This is a genomic window from Myxococcales bacterium (assembly GCA_016703425.1).
In the GTDB taxonomy this organism is placed as follows: domain Bacteria; phylum Myxococcota_A; class Polyangia; order Polyangiales; family Polyangiaceae; genus JADJCA01.
In genome coordinates this window covers 399,781-420,053 of sequence record JADJCA010000012.1, presented here as the reverse complement: position 1 = coordinate 420,053, position 20,273 = coordinate 399,781, and the positions used below count along the sequence as shown (strand labels likewise).

Below are 20,273 nucleotides of genomic sequence, written 5' to 3'. Positions count from 1 at the left end.
AGCGGCGCTCGCTACCCTGCGGCTGCCGCCGCGCGCGCCTCTTCCAGCACGGAGAGGAGCGCGAGGGCGCTCTCATCCCACGACTTCGGCCCGCGACGAACGATGCGCTCCTCGTCCCAAGCGGCGTCGAGGACCTCAGCGAGAGCGCGCGCGAGGCGCTCGGCGTTCTTCACCGGGACCAAACGTCCGACGTCGTCGTCGACGAGATCAGGGATCCCGCCGACGTCGCTGGCCACGACGGGGCGCCCCGAGGCGAGGGCTTCGAGGACCACGTTGGGCGTGCCTTCACGATGGCTGGGCAGGCAAAAGACGTCGCAGGCCGCGAGCCACGACGCGATCTCAGGCAGCGGACGCGCCCCCGGGGCGAGCACATGACCGCCGGAAGCGTCGGCGAGAAGCTTCACTCGCGCGGAGCTCTCGCCGTCGCCGAGGAGCGCGAAGCGGAGCGACGGCCTTTCGCGGCGGAGCCGTTCGATGGCCGTGAGCAGCTCGTCGATCCCCTTGGCGACCTCGAGGCGCCCGACGAAGACGACGAGCTTGGCGTCTTGAGGCACTCGCAACTGGGCCCGCGCAGCGCCTCGTGACTGCGAGCGAAAGAGCGCCGTATCAACGCCGTTCGCGACGAAGCGAATGCGGCCTTCGGCGACGCCGAGCTTCTGGAGTTCCTCGCCGAGGGGCCGCGAGACGCAGACGGCCCGCGTCGCCGACGGCAGCAGCGCCCTGAGCCAGAGTCGAGCGCCGGGGCGCTTGGCGATCACGTTGACGTCGGAGCCGTGCACCTTGATGACCGACGGCTTGCCGAGGAGCCGCGCGAGCGCGATGGCGACGGCCGCATCGGGGTAGGCCCAAGCGCCGAGGATGATGTCGGCGCGACGTACGAGGTCGAGGTGCAAGAGCGACGCCGCGAAATACAAGGGGGCCGCCGCCGCGAGGCCGACGCGAGGCAGGTACGGGGCCCGCATGATTCGCACGGGAATCCCGTCGATGCTCTCGTCCTTCGGAAGGGCATCTAGCTTCGCCGCACGAGCTGGCACGCCGAAGCGCGACGCCAGCGGCACGTAGGGGATGGCTTCCAGCACGTCGAGATCGACGTGTTTCGCGAGCGCGCCGAACTGCTGCCGGTTGAAGGGCGAGCTGAGCGGCTCCAGACTGTTGGGAAAGATCCGGGTGATGGCGAGTACGCGCATGCCGTTCGAAACTCGATCTGTGATACCCAAGATGCCCCCGCTGACGGAAGGGTAGTACGGTGGCCGTCCGCGGGGTCGGTCGATGCGCATCGTTCACGTCGTCCAGAGCTTAGGATTGGGTGGTCAAGAGCGCCTCGTCCTGCACTTGAGCCGAGAGCTCGTCCGCCGGGGCCACGAAGTATCGATCATTTCGCTGACGCCGGGCGGGAGCCTGCGCGCTGACTTCGCGGCGGCGCGCGTTCGTGTCGTTTCGCTCTCCCGTCGCGAAGGCTTCGACCCGATCCTCCCGACGCGCCTCGCCGCTGAGCTCGCGCTGCTGCGGCCCGACGTGGTGCACACGCACAACCCCTCGCCGATGCTCTACGCGGTCCCCATCGCGCGCGGCCTCGGCGTCCACGCCATCGTGCACACGAAACACGGGGCGAACATCTACGGGACCCGTTCGCTGTCGGCGGCGCGCGTCGTGGCACGGCTCGTTACGTCGTTCGTGGCCTGCTCGGAAGGGACCGCCGTCACCGCCCGGTCGAAGGAGCTCGTGCCGTCGCGCTTGCTCCGCGTGATCCCCAACGGGATTCCCCTCGGCGACTTCGATCCGGCGCGGCCGAAGCGCACGGCCACGAGGCGAGAGCTCGGAGTCCCCGACGATGCGTTCGTCGTCGGCACCGTCGGGCGCCTGGCGCCGGAGAAGGACCAGGCGCTCCTCTTGTCGGCCGTCTGGCCGCTGCTTGGGCCTCGCCTGCATCTCGTCGTGGTGGGCGACGGCCCCGAGCGCGCGGCGCTCGAGCGCGCGACGGGCGACATGGCCCCCTTCGTTCACATCCTCGGCGTCCGCGCCGACATCCCCGAGCTCCTCTCGACCTTTGACGTCTTCGCCTTGACGTCGAAGACCGAAGGGCTTCCGCTCGTGATCCCCGAAGCGCTCGCGGCCGGGTTGCCGGTGGTGGCCACGGCGGTCGGCGGCGTGGCTGACATTGTGCCGCCCACCGTCGGCATCTTGTGCCGCTCGGGCGATCGGCAGGCCCTCGAGGCTGCCTTTCGCCGCCTCCACCGCGACGCTGCCGAGCGTGACGCCATGGGCGCCGCCGCCGTCCAGTACGCGCGGGAGCGCTTCTCCATCGAGACAATGACCGATCGCTACCTCGAGCTTTACGCACGGACGAGGAACTGAGCACCGTGACGCCGCTCGCGATTCCGCTCTTCCTTCTGACCACCGACGTGGCCGGCAACGTCTCCGTTGTTGAGGGCATCAACGACAACGCCGCCGAAAGGATCGACGCAACCGGCGCGCGCGAGCGGCACGCCTCGTTGTTCACGGGGTTGTCGGCCACCGGGACGCTGCGCGTCGCAGCGCGAGATTCCGACTCACACGCGCTGTCGGCGCGCACGCGCCTGCAAACGTACAACTCGCTGAGCAGCGTGCCGTCGCGGGCCCCGTCGGGAACGGCGATCTTTTCCTACACGGGCGCTTTCTCGACGAGCAAGCGGGGAGGCCTCGCGCTCGGCGCCTCGGCGTCGTTCACCTCCATCGCGTCGGCGCGGGCCAGCGACGGCAACCTCCTCTTGACGCTCGACCCCCTGTCGAACGGCACCCAGGTCGCGTTCTATTCCGGCTCGGCGAGCTATTCGCATGCGCTCTCCCCGCGTCTCGGCATCAGTCAGAGCCTTGGCCTTCTCGCGACGAGTACGCTCACCGCCGCCCCCATCGACGCCGCCAACGGCGTCGTCCTCGATCGCCGCGGCATCGACGGGATCATTCCCTCGAGCACGACGACCCTCTCGCGTGAGCTCGGACCTCGCGACACGGGGCTCCTGTCGGTCACCTACCGGATGATCTACAGCCCCTACTCATTCGACATTCGGACCGTTCCCGCCGCTCTCGGTCCGCCACAGCGAATCCATCAGGTCATCCCCGGCGTGGGACTCTCGCACGCTGTGACCGACACCATCACGTCCACGACCACGGCCGGCGTGAGCTTCGCCACGGCACCTCTGTTCGATCCGGAGAAGAGCGTCGACGTGTTTCCCGTCGGATCGCAGCAGCTGGTCTTCGCCGGTCGGCGGTTCAGCGCGCGCGCGCTGGCCAGCGTCACCTACGGGACGACGTCCGCCAGGTTGGGCGCGGGCCCGGCCTACAGCCTCGTCGGAAGCGTCTCCGGCGCGCCCATCGAAGGACACGCGTATCGGTCCCTCTACATGGTGGCGGCAATTCAAGCGAACCACTCCACGGTGCGCACGGCCGATGGCACGGCCGCGCTCGAAGGCGTCGGCACGGGCGTCGAATTTCGCTACGGGCTCACCAAGTGGCTCGGCATCTACACCGGCTACGATCTCAGGCTCACGTCGCAATTCGGAGGCGCCGGCGACGGCTCCTTTCGGCAGATCGTGTTTGTGGGACTCTCGGGCTATTTCTCAAGCGACAAGACGTTGCCCCCCATCGAGACGACGCAGAGCCCTTATGCGCCCTAATCGAGGTTCGGCTGGTGGGACCGTGGCCGGTCCCGTCCACGTCGCTGCGCGACGCGGAGGCCTCCCCCCGCCTCCTCGAAAGTCCGAGGACCCGCGACATCGCAAGCTCGCCGCAGGCGTGCGTGCGCGGACGTTATCTCGGCTCGCAGCGATGCTCTGCGTGGTCGCGGCGACGCTCGTGTCGACTTCAGCCACGGCGGCGCCGCTCGACTTGGTGTGGAGCGCGCCGGCCGCGTGTCCTCGTCGGGAGCGCGTCGCCGACGACGTGAGCCGCATGGCCCACCCCGCGGCCGACGCGCGCCGCGTGCGCGCCGAGGCGACCGTGGTCGAGCGCGGCAGCATCGACAGAGCCGGTCGCGCGACCACGCTCTTCGTCGTGGACCTCGTGGTCGACGGTGGCTCTCGCCATCTCGAAGCCGACGACTGCGAGTCGCTGGCCAACGCCGTGGCGCTCATCCTCGCGCTCGCGATCGATCCGAACGCGAAGCCGCTTGCGGCGCCGACGCCGCCAACGCGACCGGGCGACGGGGGCAGTCCAGCTCCAGCGCCGGTGCCCCCAAGCACCCCGCCGGCGGGCACAGCCGCGGGCGCGGCGACGGCCCCACCCGCGCGCGAGCTCCCCCGGGCTGGGGCAGCTCCGCCGGCTCCCACCTCCCCCGAACGAGGCTGGACCGAGCGGCTCACGGCCTTCGGCGTCGGCGTGGCGGCCGATGGGGCCACGCTGCCCAACGCCGCTGCCGGGCCCGGGCTCTTCGCCGGCGTGCGCATCGCGCCGGTTCACATCGACTTGTTCGGAGCGCTCTTTCCTGAGCAGACAGCGAGCGTCCAAGGCGGCGCCACGACGGCCGGCGCGCGTATCGCGGGCGCGATGGCAGGCGTCCGCGGTGGCCCCTCGTTTCGCGCGGGCCCCGTCGAGCTCGGTCCACAAGTCGCGCTCACGCTCCGCAGTCTCTCGGCGAGCGCCTTCGGGGCGACCACGAGCTCCACGGGTTCAGCGGAGTGGCTCGCTCTCGGCGCCGGGGGACACGCGGCGCTCGTCCTTCACAGCGCCTTCGCGGTTCGCGCTGACGTCACCGCCGACTTCGCCCTGGCGACGCCCGAGTTCGTCATCGAGAACCTCGCCTCGGTGCATCGCCCGGCGGCCACCACGGCGGCCGGGTTCTTGGGCTTCGAGGTCCGCCTCCGCTAGCCGAAAAGCCCTTGTGATTCATGCCACTTTCGCCCCTCCGCGACGGCTATGCTGATTTGGTGACGGTTCGCCGGTCCGGCGGCCACTCACCCCGAGGATGTTCTTGGCTTCTCCCGTCGCCATGCCGGCCCCGAAGGACGGCCCAAGCTCCGCGCCGGCCAGCGGCCTTGCGTTCGACGACGTCTATGAAGAACACTTTGCCTTCGTTTGGCGGAGCGTTCGCCGCCTCGGCGTCGACGAGAGCGCCGTCGATGACGTCGCGCAGGAGATCTTTCTCGTGGTCCATCGGCGGCTCGAAGACTTCGAAGCACGTTCGTCGGTCCGCACATGGCTCTTTGCCATCGCGCTGCGCGTCGTGCGCGACCACCGGCGCGCTCGAAGTCGGCGACGCGAAGCGCCGCCGGCCGACGCGAGCGAGCTCGAAGCGGTGCCGGCGCACGCCGAGCACGGCCCCATGGAGCGGGCCGCCAAAGCGGAGGCCGTGAAGGTGCTCCACGAGCTTCTTGACGCGCTCGATGACGACAAGCGAGAGGTCTTCGTCCTCGCAGAGCTCGAACAGATGCCGGCCCCAGAGATCGCCGACGCCGTGGGCGTCAACGTGAACACCGTCTATTCGCGCCTGCGCGCCGCGCGGCAAGACTTCGAAAGCGCGCTCGCGCGGCATCACGCGCGCGATCGCTGGAGGCTACGATGAGCGACCTCGGGCGCGACGCAAAGAACTTGATCGACCTCGCGCGCGACGGCGACGAACCGACGGTCGCCGATCGAACGCGGCTGCGCCAACAGCTCGCGCTGCGCATTGGTGTCGCAGCGGCGACCGGCACGGGCGCCGCGCTCGCCACGAAGACCACGGCCGCGGCGGCGGCCAAGTCGGTCGCCACGGGTGCGGCGGTGGCCTCTTCCACCGCTGGTGCCGGCGCCGTCGCCTCCACGACGTGGGTCGCCGGGGCGTCGCTTGCCACCAAGTTCGTCGCGACGGTCCTGGTCGCGGGCGCCGTGACCGGCGGCGCGGCGCTGTTCACGCGCGGGGAGCAAGGGGCTCGTGCTCCTTCAGCGCCGCAGGCGCCGACCGCGGTGACGGCGTTGGCGAGCACGGCCTCGCAAGCGGGCGCGAACCCGGCCCCCGCGTTCGTCGCGCCGGGGCCCACGGTCGCCGAAGCGGTGACGCCGACGATGGAGACGTCGGCGCCCGTCGCGCAAGCCGTTCCGAAGCCCATCGCCCGCGTCGCGAGCCTCGAGCAGGCGCCGCCCCTCACCGAGGCTGCGCGCCCCGTGACCACCCAGGTCGTCGCGCCGAAGTCGCCGTCCACACTCGACCAGGAGACGCGCCTGCTCCGAAGCGCGCAGGTGGCCCTCGACTCGGGCGACGCCGCCCTCGCCCTCTCTCTGCTGGGCGAGCACGCGCGAACCTTCCCAACGGGCATGCTCTCCGAGGAGCGCCGAGCTCAGCGGATCTTCGCGCTATGCAGCGCGCGCCGCGACACGGAAGCCCGCGCTGAGGCGCAACGCTTCGTGGCCGAGAGCCCGCGCTCGCCCCTTCTGACGCGCGTCCGTGAGTCCTGCGGGGGGAAGTGATTTTTCTTAACGGCTGGCGCCCGCGCCGGCCACTCACCTCATGAACGTCGCGACCATGACGTTTCCTTCCACGGTGACGCGCTTTGGCGCGACCACCCCAATTCGGAGAGTGTCATGCGAAATCTTTCGACCGCGTTGCTCCTGCCCACGCTCCTCGTCCTCGCCGCCTGTAGCGGCAAGACCGTGATCGGCTCCGTGGAGGGGACCCTCAAGAAGAACCCCGACGGCGGCGCCACCGGCACCGGGAGCGACTGCAACTACGGCGGCAAGACGGCGCAGCTCGGTGAGAGCTTCATCGGTCCTGACGGCTGCAACACGTGCAAGTGCGCGGCTGAGGGAGCCTTCTGCACGGAGATGGCGTGCGTGGCCGACGGCGGCTCCGGCGACGGCTGCGCCTATGGCACGCAGTTCTACGCGGTCGGCGCGTCGTTCAAGTGCGATGACGGCTGCAACACCTGCACCTGCACCAAGGGCGGCAGCGTCATTCAGACCGAGATGGCATGCGTGAACAACTGCAGCGCGCCTGGCGCATGCAAGGGTCCCGCTCCCGGCATGCCGAGCATCCTGTGCAGCGACGGCTCCACGGCAGGCCCGACCTGCACCGACGTCGGCGGTACCTGCGGCTGGAACATCACGTCCTGCACCTGCAAGGACTCGTTCGGCACCGTTCATCAGTCCGGCGACGTCTGGGATGACGGATGCAACACGTGCACCTGCTCCTCGAACGGCTCGGCGGCGTGCACGAAGAAGGCGTGCGTCTGCCCGGCCCCCGGCACGACCATCGACTGCATGCCCATGGTTCCGCCGGAGCGCCAGAACCTCTGCAGCGGGCCGTACCACGACTTCATTGGTAAGAACTGCCCCGGCGTGGTGTTCGCGCTCTGAGCGCGGCCCGATACGTCGCACGACTCGCGAGCGGCTTTCCGCGTTATAGTTCGGCGCATGAAGCCGCTCTTTCCTTTGGTCGCATCGCTCGTCTTCGTTGCCTGTGGGGGTGCGCCGCCGCTCGCGCCCCAGCATGGCCCCGGCCATCCGCATGGCCCCGGCGACCACCACCACGACCACGCTCACGAAGGTGAACGCCACGCCCACGGCCACGCTGACGGGCATCACGCAGGCCACCACGGCGGCCACGAGAAGGGTCACCACAAGAAGCTCGGCCCGGAGCTCCACGCGTTCCACGAAGCGCTTGGACCCGTGTGGCACACGGCGGCCGGTGAAGAGCGCGCCAAGAAGGCGTGCGCTTCCGCGGCGCAACTCAAGGAGAAGGGCGCGGCCACGAAAGACGCCGAGCTCGCCACGTCGATCGACGGCTTGCAGAAGACCTGCGGCGACGCGAAGCTCGTGGGCGTCGAGGAGGCCTTGGGCAAGGTGCACCAGCGCTTCCACGTGCTCGCTGACGGCCCGAAGCCCTGACGACGACGGCGCAGCGCCCTAGAGCTTCTTCAGCGGGCGCCGATGCGCAGGAGCACGACCTTGACGGTGTCGAGCATGACGGACAGGTCGAAGAGCAGCGAGTACGTCTTGATGTAGTAGAGATCGTACTGGAGCTTTTCGACCATGTCGTCGGTCGTCGCGCCGTATTTGCAGCGCACCTGCGCGTGCCCCGTAACGCCGGGCTTCACGTAGAGCCGCTGCTTGAAGAACGGCACCTGTTGCTCGAGCTGCTCAATGAAGACGGGACGCTCGGGGCGCGGGCCCACCATGCTCATGTCGCCGCGCAAGACGTTCCATAGTTGCGGGAGCTCGTCGAGGCGTGTCTTCCGAATGAAGCGACCGACCCGCGTGATTCGGTCGTCGTTCTCTTTGGCAAACTGCGCCCCGTGCTTTTCTGCGTCGATGCGCATCGATCGAAACTTGTAGATCGTGAAGAGCTTGCCGAACTCACCGGCCCGCACCTGCGAATAGAGGAAGGGCCCGGGTGAATCGAGCCGCACCATCATGGCCGTGAGCAAGATCAGCGGCGCCGCGAGCACGAGCCCAATGCCCGCCGCGAAGACGTCGAGGAGTCGCTTCAAGCGGCGCGTCGTGGGGCGCGCGGAGAAGCCCTCGGCGAAGATCAGCTGGCTCGGCTTGAGCTCGCGCACGTAGATCTTGCCGGTCGTGCGCTCGTAGAAGTTCACGCCCTCCTCGACCTCAACGCCGCGGAACTTGATCTCGAGAAGCTGCTCCACGGGCAACGTCCCGCGACGGTCTGGGTACGCCACGAGCACGAGGCGGACGTCTTCGGCCATGACGACGTCGAAGAGCTGCGCGTAGGTCCCGATGATTCCGAGCTCGCCGTCGACCTGCGAGCGGTCGCGGGCCAACATGCCGACGAGCTCCATCCCGAGCTCGGGACCGTCGCGGACGAGGTCAGCGATCTCCCGGGCGAGGTCGCCGCTCCCGAGGATGAGCGTGCGACGCAAGAAGCCCGCGTTCGACGACACGGAGTTGTAGAGCAGGCGCCACGCGGGCACCACGAGCGCCGTCAGCGCGATGGATGTGAGGAAGATCCCGCGTCCCAGCGCCAAGACTTTCACGACATAGAAGATCGCGAGGAGCACCGCGCTGGCCAGCGCCAGCGCCTGGAGCACGCGCTGATAGATGGCGCGCGGCGTTTGGACCGCGTGCAGATCGTACATGCCGGCGTAGTACCCAGCCGACTGCACGACGATGGCGAAGAGAAAGGAGCGCGCGCCGATGTGCTCGTAGGTCAGTCCGCCATGAAGTCCGAGCCTGAGGCAGGCCGCCAAGAGGACGAGCGTGGCGACGACCGCGCCTTCGAACGCGAATAGAAGGAGTCGCCGTGGGGAGCGGAAGAGGTCGAACATGTCGCCGCGCTTCTCTGCTCGCGCTTGCCTTCAGGGAACGACGACGACGTCGCCGGGCTGGAGGGCAAGGTTTTGGTGCAGCTCGCCGCGATCGACGACCCCGGAGAAGTCGAAGGGAATGCGGCGAACGCCGCGCGCATCGCGGCGCACAATGACGACGCGATCGGCGTTGGCGAAGCGCGTGAAGCCCCCCGCCATCGATAGCGACTGGAGGACGGAGATCTCCTGGGCCGGCGCGAACTCGCCGGGCCGCTGAACCTCACCGACCACGTAGACCCGGTAGGACTTCACCTCAGCGACCTGCACCGTGACCGGGGGTTGGTCCTGGAAGAACTGCTTGAGCCGCGTCGCCACGTCGCTCGAGATCTCGTTGGCGGCGCGGCCGGCCGCCGGCACGTCACCGAGCAGCGGCAAGGAGATCGCGCCGTCGGGACGCACTGTGACCGTCGGCTGGCTCAGCTCGTCGTGTTTCCAAACGCTGATCTTCAGAATGTCGCCGGGCCCGACCCGGTAGCCGAGCGAACTCTCGGCCTTCCAGTCGTACGTCGGAGCGGCGCCACAGCCGGACAGACACAAGACGCCGACGAGGGCGACGGCAGCCACCAAACGCATGCCTTGTCGTATCACGGGGGCGGGATTTTTAGCAGGCTAAAGATCCGTGAATTCGTGTGTCCCTTCGATGGGTTGCACGTCATGCCGCTGCCACGCGGAGGCGCGCCGACGCGCCATCGACGCGACGCCGCGAGGGACGCTCACGGCACCGGGACGACCTCCACGCGCGGCGAGAAACTCGGTCGGTAGCGTTCCAAGAACGCGCGAAGGTCCGGCGCGCGCGCCTCGCCAACGGCGTAGAGCGTGACCGTGTCGAAGGCACAGACGTGGTTGTCACGAATGCGGAGGCGAAGCACCGGCACCCACCCTCCCGGCAGCGCCCCCTCGAACCAGCGCTCGTAGAGCACCGCAAGCTCGACGCCATCGGCCGCCGCCAGCCGCGCCAGGTCATCGGGAGGCAAGCGCCCGTCGATGTGCATTCCCTTCGCCGCAGCGACACGCAAGTCAGCGAGGCCCATCAGGTCGAGGACCTTGCTTTGCCCGAAGTAGGAGACGGCGCCGACATCGTTGACCGCCACGGCTTGCGGCTTGCGCGCGGCCACGAGGCGCGCCACCTCCCGCTGCTGTTCAGCGATATTTCGACTCGCGCGTGGCAGGGCCGCGTGGGCGCTCGCCGCGCGGAGGCCCAACGGGACCAACAGCAGGACGACGACGGCGCGCCCGACGAAGGCACCGTCGAGCGACAGCGCGAGTCCCACCACGGCGAGCGCCACGGCGTAGCTCTCGTAGCGGAACAGCCACCCGAGTTGAGCGAAGGTCGCCTGGCACGCGAGGGCAACGGCCGCGACGAAGAGCCAGGGCCGCGCTCGGGCAACGGGCGAGCGCCACGCGGCGAGGGCGAGGGCGACGAGCAGCGCCGGCGCGTGCGGGTGCGCCCGCCCCCGCGCGAGCCAAAGCGCCGGCAGCTCACCGAGGGTGAAGCGCGCTCGCTTGAGGACCACCGACGCGGGCATCAGCGGTGCGCCGTGGGCCGCGAAGAACGCGGCGGCGACGAGCAGCGGGACCACCGCCCCCAAGACGACGAACGCCGCGAGCGAGCGGCGTCGGCGCACGAGCAGCCACGCCGCGAGAGCGGCGACGACGAAGAGGCTCTCGTAGCGAAGCGACGTCGCGGCGGCCGCGAGAAGGGCGGCCGCGAGCGTCGCGCTCCGCGAAAGCGTGGCCCGTGACGCCGCCTCCTCGAGGTGGAGGACGTAACCGACGAGGGCGACGACGACGGTGATGTGCAACGCGTGCTCCATGCCGAGGAGCCCCATCGGCAAGAGCGGCACGAGCGCGGCGAACGCCGCGAGCCACAAGCCTCGCGCCGTGGGCCGTGCGGCGTAGCGTGGGTGGCGCAGGAACACTTCATCGACGACGAGGAGCGCGGCCCCGCCGGCGAGCAGCGAGAGGACGAGGGCGCCGCCCTCGAGCGGAAGACCGAGGCGCGACGCGCCCGCGAGCAAGAGCGGCCATGCGAGCGACGACGCGGGCGTTGCGAAGGCGCCCGGCTGCAAGCCGTAGGTCCCGTGCTCGGCGAGCGTGCGCGCGATGGACAGGTGAATGTAGGCGTCGTCGAGCGGAAAGACGTGCTTGCCCCCCGCGAGGCGGACCGACACGACAACGCCCACGGCGGCCGCCGCGACGTAGGCCACCAGCGCGAGGGCGCGGGGCGCCGTGCGGCGAACCACAGCGGTCATCCCCGAGCGCGCCCGACGGCTTCGCGAAAGACGCGCGCAAACTCCCCCGCGAGCGAGAGTCGAGAGTAGCGCTCCGCGGCCTCGGGCGCCGGCGCGCGCAGCAGCGAGTCGTCGGCACCGCCGGCGCACGCGAGGCAGAGCCGTTCGAGGTAGGCGGCGATAGCCGGGGCATCGCGAGGCGCGAGCACGACCCCGAGCGACTCTTCTTGAACGAGGCGCGTGAGCGCGCCCTTCGGTGCAAGCGTGAGGATCGGTCGCCCGAGGGCCATCAGCTCAAAGATCTTCGCCGGGTAGATGCGCTCGACGTTGGGCACGTCATCGAGCACGCAGAGGTTCACGTGGCTCGACGATAGGGCCCGGAGGACCTCGTCGTGTGGCTTGTAGCCGAGCGTCGTGACACCGAAGGCGCTCATGCCGTCAAAGGCGTCTTGCTCGGTCTCGACGATGCGCCCCATGAAGCGGATCTCAAGCTTCTGCGCCAGCGCTGCGTTGCGCTCGTGAAACAGCCGAACGCCCGCGAGAAATCCGCGCACGCTCGTCAACTTGAAGACGGTTCCTGCGTAGGCGATCGACACGCGATCGCTCGGTGGGGTCCCCTTCACCTTCGGCACGTCTTCGGCGTCGTAGCCGTTGGGGATCGCGAAGACGCGGTCATCGCCCACGAAGGGGAACCGCGCCAAGAGCGCCTCCTTGAACTCGGGCGTCGCGATGGTCACCGCGTGCGCCCTCCGCAACAGCGCCTCTTCCAAAGGATCGCCGATCGACGCGCCAAGGAGGCTTCCCATCATCTCGTAGGTCTGCCGGTAGGTGCTCCATTCGTCGCGGTAGTCGAGGACGAGCGCGGCACGGGGCGCGAAGAGGCGCACCGTTGGGGCTAAGAGAAATTGGCTGAAGGGCGGACCGCTCACGAAGACGACGTCGGTGGGCTCGCGGAGCGCCCGCACGAGGGCGAGCTGGGCCGCCGGCTGCCAGAGCACCTGTGGATCGGGAAAGAGCAATTGCCGCGCCAGGTCCGAGGCAGCCTTGGTGGCCGTGCGCCGCAGCTTGGCCAAGGGCGACGGCCGCTGCGCGCGCTCGCGCTCGCCCGTCGCGCCGCTGCCCTTCGCCTCCCAGGCGGCTCGTTTCGCCGCATAGCTGGGCTCGAAGGTCCGCGCTCGCAGCACCTCGAGGCCTCGAGGGAAGTCTCGCTCGAGGCTTTGATCGAGCACCGGGACCGATGGGTTCGTGACCGTGAGGACGCGAGGCTGGACGCCGTGTTCCGGAAGGTATTTGACGAGCTTGAGGACGCGTTGGACGCCAGCTCCCCCAACGGGAGGAAAATTGTAGGAGATGACGAGCGCTCGGAGCATCGCGGGCCGGCATTCTACGTGGCGTCCAGGACTTCCGCCGGGCGAATGCGAATCACGGCGCGCCACGCCGCCGGCCGAGCGCCCACGATCGCTCGCCGGTCCTTGAAAGTGCCGCGCTTCGCGGTCAGCATGGGCCCATGCCGACGGACCTTGACCAACACGAGAGGGCGCCGCGTGTCAGCATCGTGATGCCTTGCCTCAACGAAGAGGGCTACATCGAGGCGTGCCTTCGCTCGGTCTTCGCGCAAGACTATCCGAAGGACGCCATCGAGATCTTCGTCGCCGACGGCATGAGCATGGACAAGACGCGCGAGATCGTCGACCGCCTGCGCGACGAGGACCCTCGCATCAAGGTCATCGACAACCCAGACCGCATTCAAGCAGCGGGACTCAACGCAGCCATTCGCGCATCCACCGGCGACGTCATCATCCGAATGGACGTGCACGCCGAATACGCGCCCGACTACGTGAGGCGTTGCGTCGAGGTGCTCGCGGAAACGGGCGCCGACAACGTCGGCGGCGCCCAGCGGGCCAAAGCCAAGACGCTCTTTCAGAAGGCGCTCTGCGCGGCCCTCGAGAGTCCCCTCGGCGTGGGTGGCTCTAAATACCGCTCCGCCGACAACGAAGGGTTCGTCGACACCATCTTCCTCGGCGCGTTTCGGCGCTCCATCCTCGAGCGTGTCGGTCTCTACGACGCGCGGGCCGTCACCAACGAAGACGCCGAGCTCAACCAGCGCGTGCTCGCCGCCGGTGGGCGCCTCTACCTATCGCGACGCATCGTGGTTCACTACTACCCGCGCGATTCGTTCCGGTCCCTCGCGCGGCAATACTTCCGCTACGGCAAGGGACGCGCGCGCACGATGCTCAAGCAGCGAGGGTTGCCCAAGAGCGGCGGCGCAGGCGCCTTCGCGTCGCTACGGCCGGCCATACCGTTCTTGGGGCTCTCGACGCTTGCCACAACGGCCCTCGTGACTCGCACCGCCTTCGCGGCCATGGCCGCCTCGTATGCCTTGGCGACCGGCGCCGAGGCTGTGCGCGTGGGCCGGCGGGCGGGCCCTCTGGCGATTCCCCTCGTGTGGGCCATCTTTCCCACGCTGCACGTGTCGCACGGGGCAGGCTTCGCCGTGGGCCTCGTAACCTACGCCTTGAAGCCCGATTGGTCACCGGAAGCCGCGTCGCTCTCGCCGCGCGACGACGTGAAAGACGAAGCGCAGCACGACGCGCCCGCTCACAAGGGCGCGAACGGCGTCGCCGACGTTCGCTACGCATAGGCGCCTCCGCCGCGGCGAGGCAATCGTGAGTCGGAGGCCGATTCTCGCGTAGACTGCCGCCCTGAGCGGGCCCTCATGCCCGCCGCCCCAACGTGGCCTTCCTCGGCGCAGCCCTCCTCGTCTTCATCATCATCGTCCGGCCGCAGGAGTTCATTCCGGCGCTGGCGAAGGTCGGCGTGCTCAACATCGCAACGGGCATCGCGGCGCTCGGCGTCGCCGTCGAGCTGGCCATGGGCAAGCAGAGGCGCCTCGGTTCGCCCCAGCTGCCGCTCATCTTCGCGTTCCTCGCCTGGTGTTACGTCACGGTTATCGTGCGCGCGGGCTTCGGCGGCCTCGAACAGACGCACAAGACGATCTTCTATTCGACGCTGTTCATGTTCGCCGTCTACTTCGGCGCCCGCACGCGCGCGCGGCTCAAACGAATGATGGCGCTCCTGGTGGCGCTGGGGCTCTTCCTCGCGTACGTGGCGACCTCGCAGTACCACCACGAATTCGAGTGCATCAAGCTCTCCGCCGAAGACGTGCGCGCCGGCACGCGCACCGGCGGTGAGCCCACGGGTCGCTCCTGCGTCTTGAGCCGACTCGAGTGCGACGCGGAAGACCGAGCCATGGCCGTCGACTACGCGGCGGAAGAGTTCGAATACGTCTGCGAGAAGGCGGGGCCCTTCGAGACCTTTACGGTGGCGCACGGCCGCGTGCGCTGGCGCGGCATCCTCGCCGACCCCAACGAGCTCTCGCTGGCGCTCGGCGCCGCCTCGGCGCTCGCCTTCGGCTTTCATGGCGCGTCACGCCGCAAGGGCCGTCACATCGTGCTCGGCGCCGTCGTCGCGTTGTGCGCCTACGGCGTCATTCGCGCGCAGTCGCGGAGCGGCGTCATGGTCATGGGCGCCGTGCTCGGCGTCTATTTCGTGAGGCGCTACGGCGTCGTGCGGGGCGTCCTCGTGGGCGCGGCCATGGCGGCGCCGCTCCTCCTCTTGGGCGGGCGCTCCGGCGACGAGGCTGACTCGTCGAGCGAGGAGCGCGCCGGCGCCCTGTGGAAGGGCCTCGAGCTCGTCCGCGAGTATCCGCTCTTCGGCGTGGGGCGCGGACTCTTCAGTGACCACTACTTCTTGACGGCGCACAACTCCTACCTCCTCACGGCGGCGGAGCTCGGCCTCCCGGGCATGCTCCTTTGGTCGACGCTGATGTACGTGACCGTCAAGGTGCCCTTCACGCTCGCGTTCCGAACGCCGGAGGGCATCGACCCGGAGTTGCGCGAGCTCGCGCTGGCGATCTTCGTCTCGTTCTGCGCGTTCCTCGTCGGGGTCGCGTTCTTGTCGTTCGCGTACCACAACCTCCTTTGGATCTACATCGGCCTCTCGGGAGCCCTCTACGGCGTCGCGCGCGAGACCTCGCCGACCTTCCACGTGAAGGTCAGCGGAAAAGAGGTCGGCATCCTGGGCGCCATGGACGTGGGCCTCTTGGCATTCCTTGCGCTCTACACCAAACTCCGCGGCGCCGGTTGAGGGCCCGCTCACGGTCGCGCGCTACTTCGTGAACGCGCGGAACGCCGCGAAGGTCTTCTTGAGGCCCTTGCGCACGAGCACCTTCGGCTCGTAGCCGATGAGGGCGCGCGCACGACCGATGTCCGCCAGCGAGTCACGCACGTCACCGGCCCGCGGCTCGACGTATTTGCGCTCGACCCGGTGACCGACTTCTTCGCCGAGGATGTCGAGGAGATCGTTCAGCGAGATGCGTTCGCCGCACGCGATGTTGACGACCTCACCTTGAAGCTTGTTGGCCGTGTTCATGGCCGCCAGATTGGCTGCGACGACGTTGTCGATGTAGCAAAAGTCTCGCGTTTGCCCGCCGTCGCCGTGGACCTCGGGCGCCGTGTTCCTGATGGCCGCTGTGATGAAGTTCGGGATGACCGCTGCGTATTGGCTCGTGGGGTCCTGCTTGGGACCAAAGACGTTGAAGTAGCGAAGGCTCAAGGTCTCGAGGCCGTAGAGGGCAGAAAAATTCCGAAGCAAGAGCTCGCCGGTGAGCTTCGAGACGGCGTACGGCGACAACGGCTCTGGCACCATGGTCTCGACCTTCGGCAACTCCTTGGTGTTGCCATAGGCCGAGGAGCTGGCGGCAAACACGAGGCGTTTGACGCCCACGCTGCGAGCGACGTCCAGGACGACCGTCGTGCCTTGGACGTTGGCGAGCATCGAACGGGACGGGTCCTCGACGGAGCGCGCGACCGACGGGATGGCGGCTTCGTGGAAGACAACCTCCGCCCCCGTCATGGCGCGTTTGACCGTCGCCGCGTCAACGATGGTGCCCTCAATGACCTCGACCTTGCCCTTGAGGCTCTCGAGGTTTTGGCGTCGCCCCGACGAGAAGTCATCGAGGATGCGCACCGTATCGCCCTTTGCGAGGAGGGCCTCTGCGATGGAAGAACCAATGAACCCTGCGCCCCCGGTCACCAAAATCGTCGCCATGGGCGGCCATGGTACGCCGATTCGGAGCGTCGGAGCGCCGCGAAGACGACCTTCGAATGCTCGCCTCCGATTACATGGCGGCGAGTGTTTGCCATATACTCGGGCGGAGCTGCGAGCCGCCAACGCGCGGTCCGCCCCATGCGACTATGGCCGACGCGCCCTCCCCCCCCGAACACGAGCCCACGCTGCGCGAGCGCATCGAGCGGGCGAAGGTGCTTGCCCGCCGCGCTCGGCCGCACTGGCTGGGGTCCTTCGCCGTCTTCTGCGTCGGGTGTGCCATCACGCTGTACGTCGCCTCCAACGTGAAGCGAGTCTTCGAGTCAGAGTGCGTCGTGCTCGTCAAGCCGGCCCTCAAGACCGACGAACAGGAGTCACCGCAAGAGCGCGCCGTGAAGCTCACCCCGAAGCTCCGCGACACCCTGAAGACGCGCTCTCGGCTCGAGCCGATCATCCGGGAGTTCAAGCTCTACCCCGAGACCGTCGAGTCGCGAAGCATCGTGGACGCCGTCAACGTCATGGCGTCTCATGTGCGCATTCAAGGGCGCGACAGCGAGACCTTCGTGATCGCCTTCGAAGACGACGACGCCGAGCGCGCGCGCGTCATCACCCAGCGTCTCGCCGAGACGATGATGGATGACTTCAAGCGCGCCAACGTGACGACCAAGGTGCAGGAGGCCGACTTTCTCGGCGCCGAGTTGACGCGCGCCGAGCAAGAGCTCGAGACGGCCAACCGGGCGCTCGCGTCCTTCTTGGCGGCGCACCCCGAGTTCGCCGCCGACAACTCGCCCTTCGTGTCGTCGTTGTCACCGCGAGGACCGGGGAGCGCCGTGCCTCACGGGCCCGGCACACCGGCCGGCACGCCAGCGACCACGTCAACGGACCCGCAACTCGCCTCGCTCTTGCGCCAGAAGGCGCGCCTCGAGGCCGAGATGAAGAGCCTCGGAACGCTGCCGCCACCGCCGCCCAACGAGACGCTGGCGTTGCTCGCGCGAGGCCGCGATGAGGCGGCGCGCAAGGCCGCTCAAGCGCAGGCGGACCTCGCCGACAAGCGCGCCAAGCTCACCGACCAACACCCCGACATGGCGGCCGCGAAGGCGCAGGCGGAGGCAGCGGCCACGGCCCTGAGGAACGCCGAGGCGCAGCTCGACGCGGCCAAGAAGGCGCAGGCCGGTACGCCGACGCAGGCGCCCACCACGGAGCTTGCGTCCAAGGTGGCCGACCTCCAGAAAGAGATCGGCGCCCGCCAGGCGGAGCTGGCGAAGGCCGGCGGAGCCGCTGCAGCGACGGCAGCAGTGAAAGAGCCCGCGCTGCATCCGGTCGTTGCCCTCGAGATTGACTGGGCGCGAATGCTGCGCGCCGTCGGCGATGCGCGCGCCGTCCACGAGGACATTCGTCGCCGTGCCGAGCGCGCGCGACTCAAAGCAAGCGCCACGGAGGTTGCGGGGCGAGGCCAGATGGAGATCTTGGACGCCGCCTTCAAGCCAACCCAGCCAAAGAAGGGCCGCCGCAACACGGCGATGGTTGGCGCCGCCGTGTCCCTTCTCGCGGCCATCGCCTTCGCTGCAGCCCGTGTGCTCACGAACGGCACGATCTACGACGCGGAGGACGTGTTGGCGCTGAAGCTCGTGCCGGTGCTCGGCGTGATCCCGAAGCTCCCGTCCCCGTTCGTCGGCGATGTGCCGGGGACGGCCATCGAGCCGTGGGGGCCGGAAGGGGTGTCGCGTGCCGGTTGATCCGTCGCGAACGCTCGTCCTCGTTCGCGGAGAACCGTCGGGCCAAGGGCCCACGGGCACCGGTGAGTCACCGGTGCGCGTCGTCCCCGCCTGGGCGTCGCCGCCCGACACGCACGTCCTCGTGATGCTCGGCGACACGGCGCCAGAAGCCACCGGCGCGCTCCGCGTCCTGCGTCACCGGCTCGAGCAGAAGCGCGCCAGCGGCATGTGGGTCTTCGGCGTCACGAGCGCGCGCGCCGGCGACGGCAAGAGCACTTTCGCGGCGCAGCTCGCGCTCGTCCTCTCGGAGTCGCAGCGCGCCCGCGTGCTGCTCCTCGAGGCCAACTTCGCCAAGCCGTCGCTCGCGCGTATCCTTGGCTTCAAGGTCCCACAGAACTCCGGCTTCTCGACTCAGCTCGCGCGTAAAATGCGCGGGAGCCCCGAACCCTGGTGCGTCGTGGCGCTCGGCCCCGCGCTTCACGTGCTCGCGGAAGACGACCGCGAAGCCGGTTTCCCCGAAACCCTCCACTCGACGTTCTTCTCCAACGCCATCACCTTCCTCGCTCGCGGTTACGATTTTCTCGTCGTCGACGCGCCTAGCATCCTCGGCTCCGGCGACGCCAACGTGGTCGAGAACGCCGTCGACGCGATGATCCTCGTGGCGCGGAGCGGCGTGACGCAGGGCAATGATCTGCAGGCCGCCGTGAAGCAGCTCGGCGATCGCAAGGCCATGGGCGTCGTCTTGTGGAACGCGGAGAGCACGGGGAAGGCTCAGCGCACGTGAAGGCGCTTCCGCTCTGGAAGCTGGACCCGAAACGCGTCCCCGGCCCCCTCGGCGCGCTGCTTCGGAAAGAGGCTCACCTTTGGGTTCACGGCTGGCTCGAACACCGGGCGCGGCTCGCCTTCGAGCGGAAGCCGCGCGGCGAGAGGCACGTACTCTTCGCCCTCTGCGATCACTACGAGCCGCTCCACGGTGGCGTCGACAGCGAGCGCGGCCGCGCCCGCGTCGCGCGATGGCGCAACGACTACCCGAAAATGGCCAGCCGCTTTCGTGACGCGACCGGTCGCCCGCCCCGCCACAGCTATTTCTTTCCCGGCGAACAATACGAGCGAGCGCTCGTCGAGCCGCTCGGCGAGCTGTGCGAGCTCGGCCTCGGTGAGGTCGAGGTCCACTTGCACCACGACGGCGACACGCGGGCGACGCTGAGGCGTTCCCTCGAAGAGACGCTCGCTCACTTGATGGGTCACGGTCTCATCTCGCGAGGGGCTCGCGGCGAGGCGCGCTGGGCTTTCATCCATGGGAACTGGTGCCTCGCCAACGCGCGCCGCGACGGCCGCTGGTGTGGCGTCGACGACGAAATGGAGCTCCTCTACGAGCTCGGCTGTTTCGCCGACTTCACATTTCCGAGCGCCCCCGATCAATGCCAACCGGCCCTCGTCAACTGCATTTACTACCCGCGCGGGGATGTGCGGCGGCGACGCGCCTACGAAGACGGTGAGCGCGCGTTCGCGGGCATGGGCAAGCGCGACCGGCTCCTTCTCATCGAAGGACCGATCGCGCTCTCGCTACGCGCGAAGGATTCGCGCGGCAAGGGACGCCTGCGCATCGAGAGCGCCGCCCTCGACGCTTCGGACCCACCGGATCGCGCCCGCGTCGAGACGTGGCTCGACCAAGCCGTCCGCGTCGAAGGCCGCAGCGAGTGGACCTTCGTGAAAGTCCACACGCACGGCGCTCCCGAAGCCAACGCGAGCGTGATGCTCGACGCCCCCATCGCCGCCATGCATGAAGCGCTCGCCGAGGGCGCAAGGGCGCGCGGCGCGAAGCTGCACTACGTGACGGCGCGCGAGATGTACAACGTGGCGCGCGCCGCCATGGACGATCGCAACGGCGAACCACCGGACTTCTTCGACTACGAGATTCCGCCGCCGCCGCGCGCCGCGCGCTGAGCCCC

General features: G+C 68.9%; 18 protein-coding genes. 12 read left to right on the top strand and 6 right to left on the bottom strand.

Features of this window, described 5'->3' with window-relative positions; translation table 11 throughout:
• Positions 1-11 precede the first annotated feature (11 nt).
• Positions 12-1,187, bottom strand: coding sequence for a glycosyltransferase (locus tag IPG50_24615; GenBank protein ID MBK6695367.1), 1,176 nt, complete (start codon positions 1,185-1,187; stop codon positions 12-14).
• Between the two features lie 82 nt (positions 1,188-1,269).
• On the opposite strand from IPG50_24615, the gene IPG50_24610 reads away from it, so the two are divergent.
• The 7 genes from IPG50_24610 to IPG50_24580 all read left to right on the top strand — a co-directional run bounded on the left by IPG50_24610 (position 1,270) and on the right by IPG50_24580 (position 7,833).
• Positions 1,270-2,355 carry a glycosyltransferase gene (locus IPG50_24610; protein MBK6695366.1) on the top strand — a complete coding sequence of 362 codons (1,086 nt, stop codon included), beginning with the start codon at positions 1,270-1,272 and terminating at the stop codon, positions 2,353-2,355.
• A 5-nt stretch (positions 2,356-2,360) separates the two neighbouring features.
• Positions 2,361-3,653, top strand: a complete 1,293-nt coding sequence (locus IPG50_24605; protein ID MBK6695365.1) for a hypothetical protein — start codon at positions 2,361-2,363, stop codon at positions 3,651-3,653.
• Between the two features lie 151 nt (positions 3,654-3,804).
• Positions 3,805-4,842, top strand: a complete 1,038-nt coding sequence (locus IPG50_24600; protein ID MBK6695364.1) for a hypothetical protein — start codon at positions 3,805-3,807, stop codon at positions 4,840-4,842.
• 97 nt (positions 4,843-4,939) lie between these two features.
• Entirely contained in the window at positions 4,940-5,536 is a 597-nt protein-coding gene (locus IPG50_24595; protein MBK6695363.1) for a sigma-70 family RNA polymerase sigma factor, read from the top strand.
• A complete protein-coding gene (locus IPG50_24590; GenBank protein MBK6695362.1) occupies positions 5,533-6,417 on the top strand; it encodes a hypothetical protein in 885 nt (294 codons plus the stop codon). The genes IPG50_24595 and IPG50_24590 overlap by 4 nt, the downstream gene beginning before the upstream one ends.
• A 114-nt stretch (positions 6,418-6,531) precedes the next feature.
• Entirely contained in the window at positions 6,532-7,302 is a 771-nt protein-coding gene (locus IPG50_24585) for a hypothetical protein (protein ID MBK6695361.1), read from the top strand.
• A gap of 57 nt (positions 7,303-7,359) precedes the next feature.
• A complete protein-coding gene (locus tag IPG50_24580) occupies positions 7,360-7,833 on the top strand; it encodes a hypothetical protein (protein MBK6695360.1) in 474 nt (157 codons plus the stop codon).
• A 29-nt stretch (positions 7,834-7,862) separates the two neighbouring features.
• Here IPG50_24580 and IPG50_24575 read toward each other — a convergent pair whose 3' ends face one another.
• From IPG50_24575 to IPG50_24560, 4 genes are all read right to left on the bottom strand, one after another.
• Positions 7,863-9,230, bottom strand: a complete 1,368-nt coding sequence (locus IPG50_24575; protein ID MBK6695359.1) for a TIGR03013 family PEP-CTERM/XrtA system glycosyltransferase — start codon at positions 9,228-9,230, stop codon at positions 7,863-7,865.
• A gap of 30 nt (positions 9,231-9,260) precedes the next feature.
• A complete protein-coding gene (locus tag IPG50_24570; GenBank protein MBK6695358.1) occupies positions 9,261-9,842 on the bottom strand; it encodes a polysaccharide biosynthesis/export family protein in 582 nt (193 codons plus the stop codon).
• A gap of 140 nt (positions 9,843-9,982) precedes the next feature.
• Complete coding sequence (locus tag IPG50_24565) at positions 9,983-11,512, bottom strand: hypothetical protein (protein MBK6695357.1); 1,530 nt, start codon at positions 11,510-11,512, stop codon at positions 9,983-9,985.
• Between the two features lie 5 nt (positions 11,513-11,517).
• Positions 11,518-12,870 (bottom strand): hypothetical protein, encoded by a 1,353-nt coding sequence (locus IPG50_24560; protein ID MBK6695356.1) that lies wholly within the window; start codon positions 12,868-12,870, stop codon positions 11,518-11,520.
• Between the two features lie 137 nt (positions 12,871-13,007).
• On the opposite strand from IPG50_24560, the gene IPG50_24555 reads away from it, so the two are divergent.
• Positions 13,008-14,141, top strand: coding sequence for a glycosyltransferase family 2 protein (locus IPG50_24555; protein MBK6695355.1), 1,134 nt, complete (start codon positions 13,008-13,010; stop codon positions 14,139-14,141).
• A 92-nt stretch (positions 14,142-14,233) separates the two neighbouring features.
• On the top strand, positions 14,234-15,646 hold the full coding sequence (locus tag IPG50_24550) for an O-antigen ligase family protein (protein MBK6695354.1): 1,413 nt from the start codon (positions 14,234-14,236) through the stop codon (positions 15,644-15,646).
• 21 nt (positions 15,647-15,667) lie between these two features.
• On the opposite strand, the gene IPG50_24545 is transcribed toward IPG50_24550, so the two are convergent.
• A complete protein-coding gene (locus tag IPG50_24545) occupies positions 15,668-16,609 on the bottom strand; it encodes an NAD-dependent epimerase/dehydratase family protein (protein ID MBK6695353.1) in 942 nt (313 codons plus the stop codon).
• A 146-nt stretch (positions 16,610-16,755) separates the two neighbouring features.
• Here IPG50_24545 and IPG50_24540 point away from each other — a divergent pair, with 146 nt between their 5' ends.
• Genes IPG50_24540 through IPG50_24530 form a run of 3 tightly spaced genes read left to right on the top strand, consistent with a single transcriptional unit; the run spans position 16,756 to position 20,268 of the window.
• Positions 16,756-18,342 carry a hypothetical protein gene (locus IPG50_24540; GenBank protein MBK6695352.1) on the top strand — a complete coding sequence of 529 codons (1,587 nt, stop codon included), beginning with the start codon at positions 16,756-16,758 and terminating at the stop codon, positions 18,340-18,342.
• Positions 18,332-19,105 carry a CpsD/CapB family tyrosine-protein kinase gene (locus IPG50_24535; protein ID MBK6695351.1) on the top strand — a complete coding sequence of 258 codons (774 nt, stop codon included), beginning with the start codon at positions 18,332-18,334 and terminating at the stop codon, positions 19,103-19,105. Before IPG50_24540 ends, IPG50_24535 begins: the two co-directional genes overlap by 11 nt.
• Positions 19,102-20,268 carry a hypothetical protein gene (locus tag IPG50_24530; GenBank protein ID MBK6695350.1) on the top strand — a complete coding sequence of 389 codons (1,167 nt, stop codon included), beginning with the start codon at positions 19,102-19,104 and terminating at the stop codon, positions 20,266-20,268. Before IPG50_24535 ends, IPG50_24530 begins: the two co-directional genes overlap by 4 nt.
• Positions 20,269-20,273: the final 5 nt, after the last annotated feature.

What these genes read in the sequence shown, in the direction of transcription:
- IPG50_24615 (MBK6695367.1), bottom strand. Translation starts at nt 1,187, where the DNA reads ATGCGCGTACTCGCCATCACCCGGATCTTTCCCAACAGTCTGGAGCCG.
- IPG50_24610 (MBK6695366.1), top strand. Translation starts at nt 1,270, where the DNA reads ATGCGCATCGTTCACGTCGTCCAGAGCTTAGGATTGGGTGGTCAAGAG.
- IPG50_24600 (MBK6695364.1), top strand. Translation starts at nt 3,805, where the DNA reads ATGCTCTGCGTGGTCGCGGCGACGCTCGTGTCGACTTCAGCCACGGCG.
- IPG50_24595 (MBK6695363.1), top strand. Translation starts at nt 4,940, where the DNA reads ATGTTCTTGGCTTCTCCCGTCGCCATGCCGGCCCCGAAGGACGGCCCA.
- IPG50_24590 (MBK6695362.1), top strand. Translation starts at nt 5,533, where the DNA reads ATGAGCGACCTCGGGCGCGACGCAAAGAACTTGATCGACCTCGCGCGC.
- IPG50_24585 (MBK6695361.1), top strand. Translation starts at nt 6,532, where the DNA reads ATGCGAAATCTTTCGACCGCGTTGCTCCTGCCCACGCTCCTCGTCCTC.
- IPG50_24580 (MBK6695360.1), top strand. Translation starts at nt 7,360, where the DNA reads ATGAAGCCGCTCTTTCCTTTGGTCGCATCGCTCGTCTTCGTTGCCTGT.
- IPG50_24575 (MBK6695359.1), bottom strand. Translation starts at nt 9,230, where the DNA reads ATGTTCGACCTCTTCCGCTCCCCACGGCGACTCCTTCTATTCGCGTTC.
- IPG50_24570 (MBK6695358.1), bottom strand. Translation starts at nt 9,842, where the DNA reads ATGCGTTTGGTGGCTGCCGTCGCCCTCGTCGGCGTCTTGTGTCTGTCC.
- IPG50_24560 (MBK6695356.1), bottom strand. Translation starts at nt 12,870, where the DNA reads ATGCTCCGAGCGCTCGTCATCTCCTACAATTTTCCTCCCGTTGGGGGA.
- IPG50_24555 (MBK6695355.1), top strand. Translation starts at nt 13,008, where the DNA reads ATGCCGACGGACCTTGACCAACACGAGAGGGCGCCGCGTGTCAGCATC.
- IPG50_24545 (MBK6695353.1), bottom strand. Translation starts at nt 16,609, where the DNA reads ATGGCGACGATTTTGGTGACCGGGGGCGCAGGGTTCATTGGTTCTTCC.
- IPG50_24540 (MBK6695352.1), top strand. Translation starts at nt 16,756, where the DNA reads ATGGCCGACGCGCCCTCCCCCCCCGAACACGAGCCCACGCTGCGCGAG.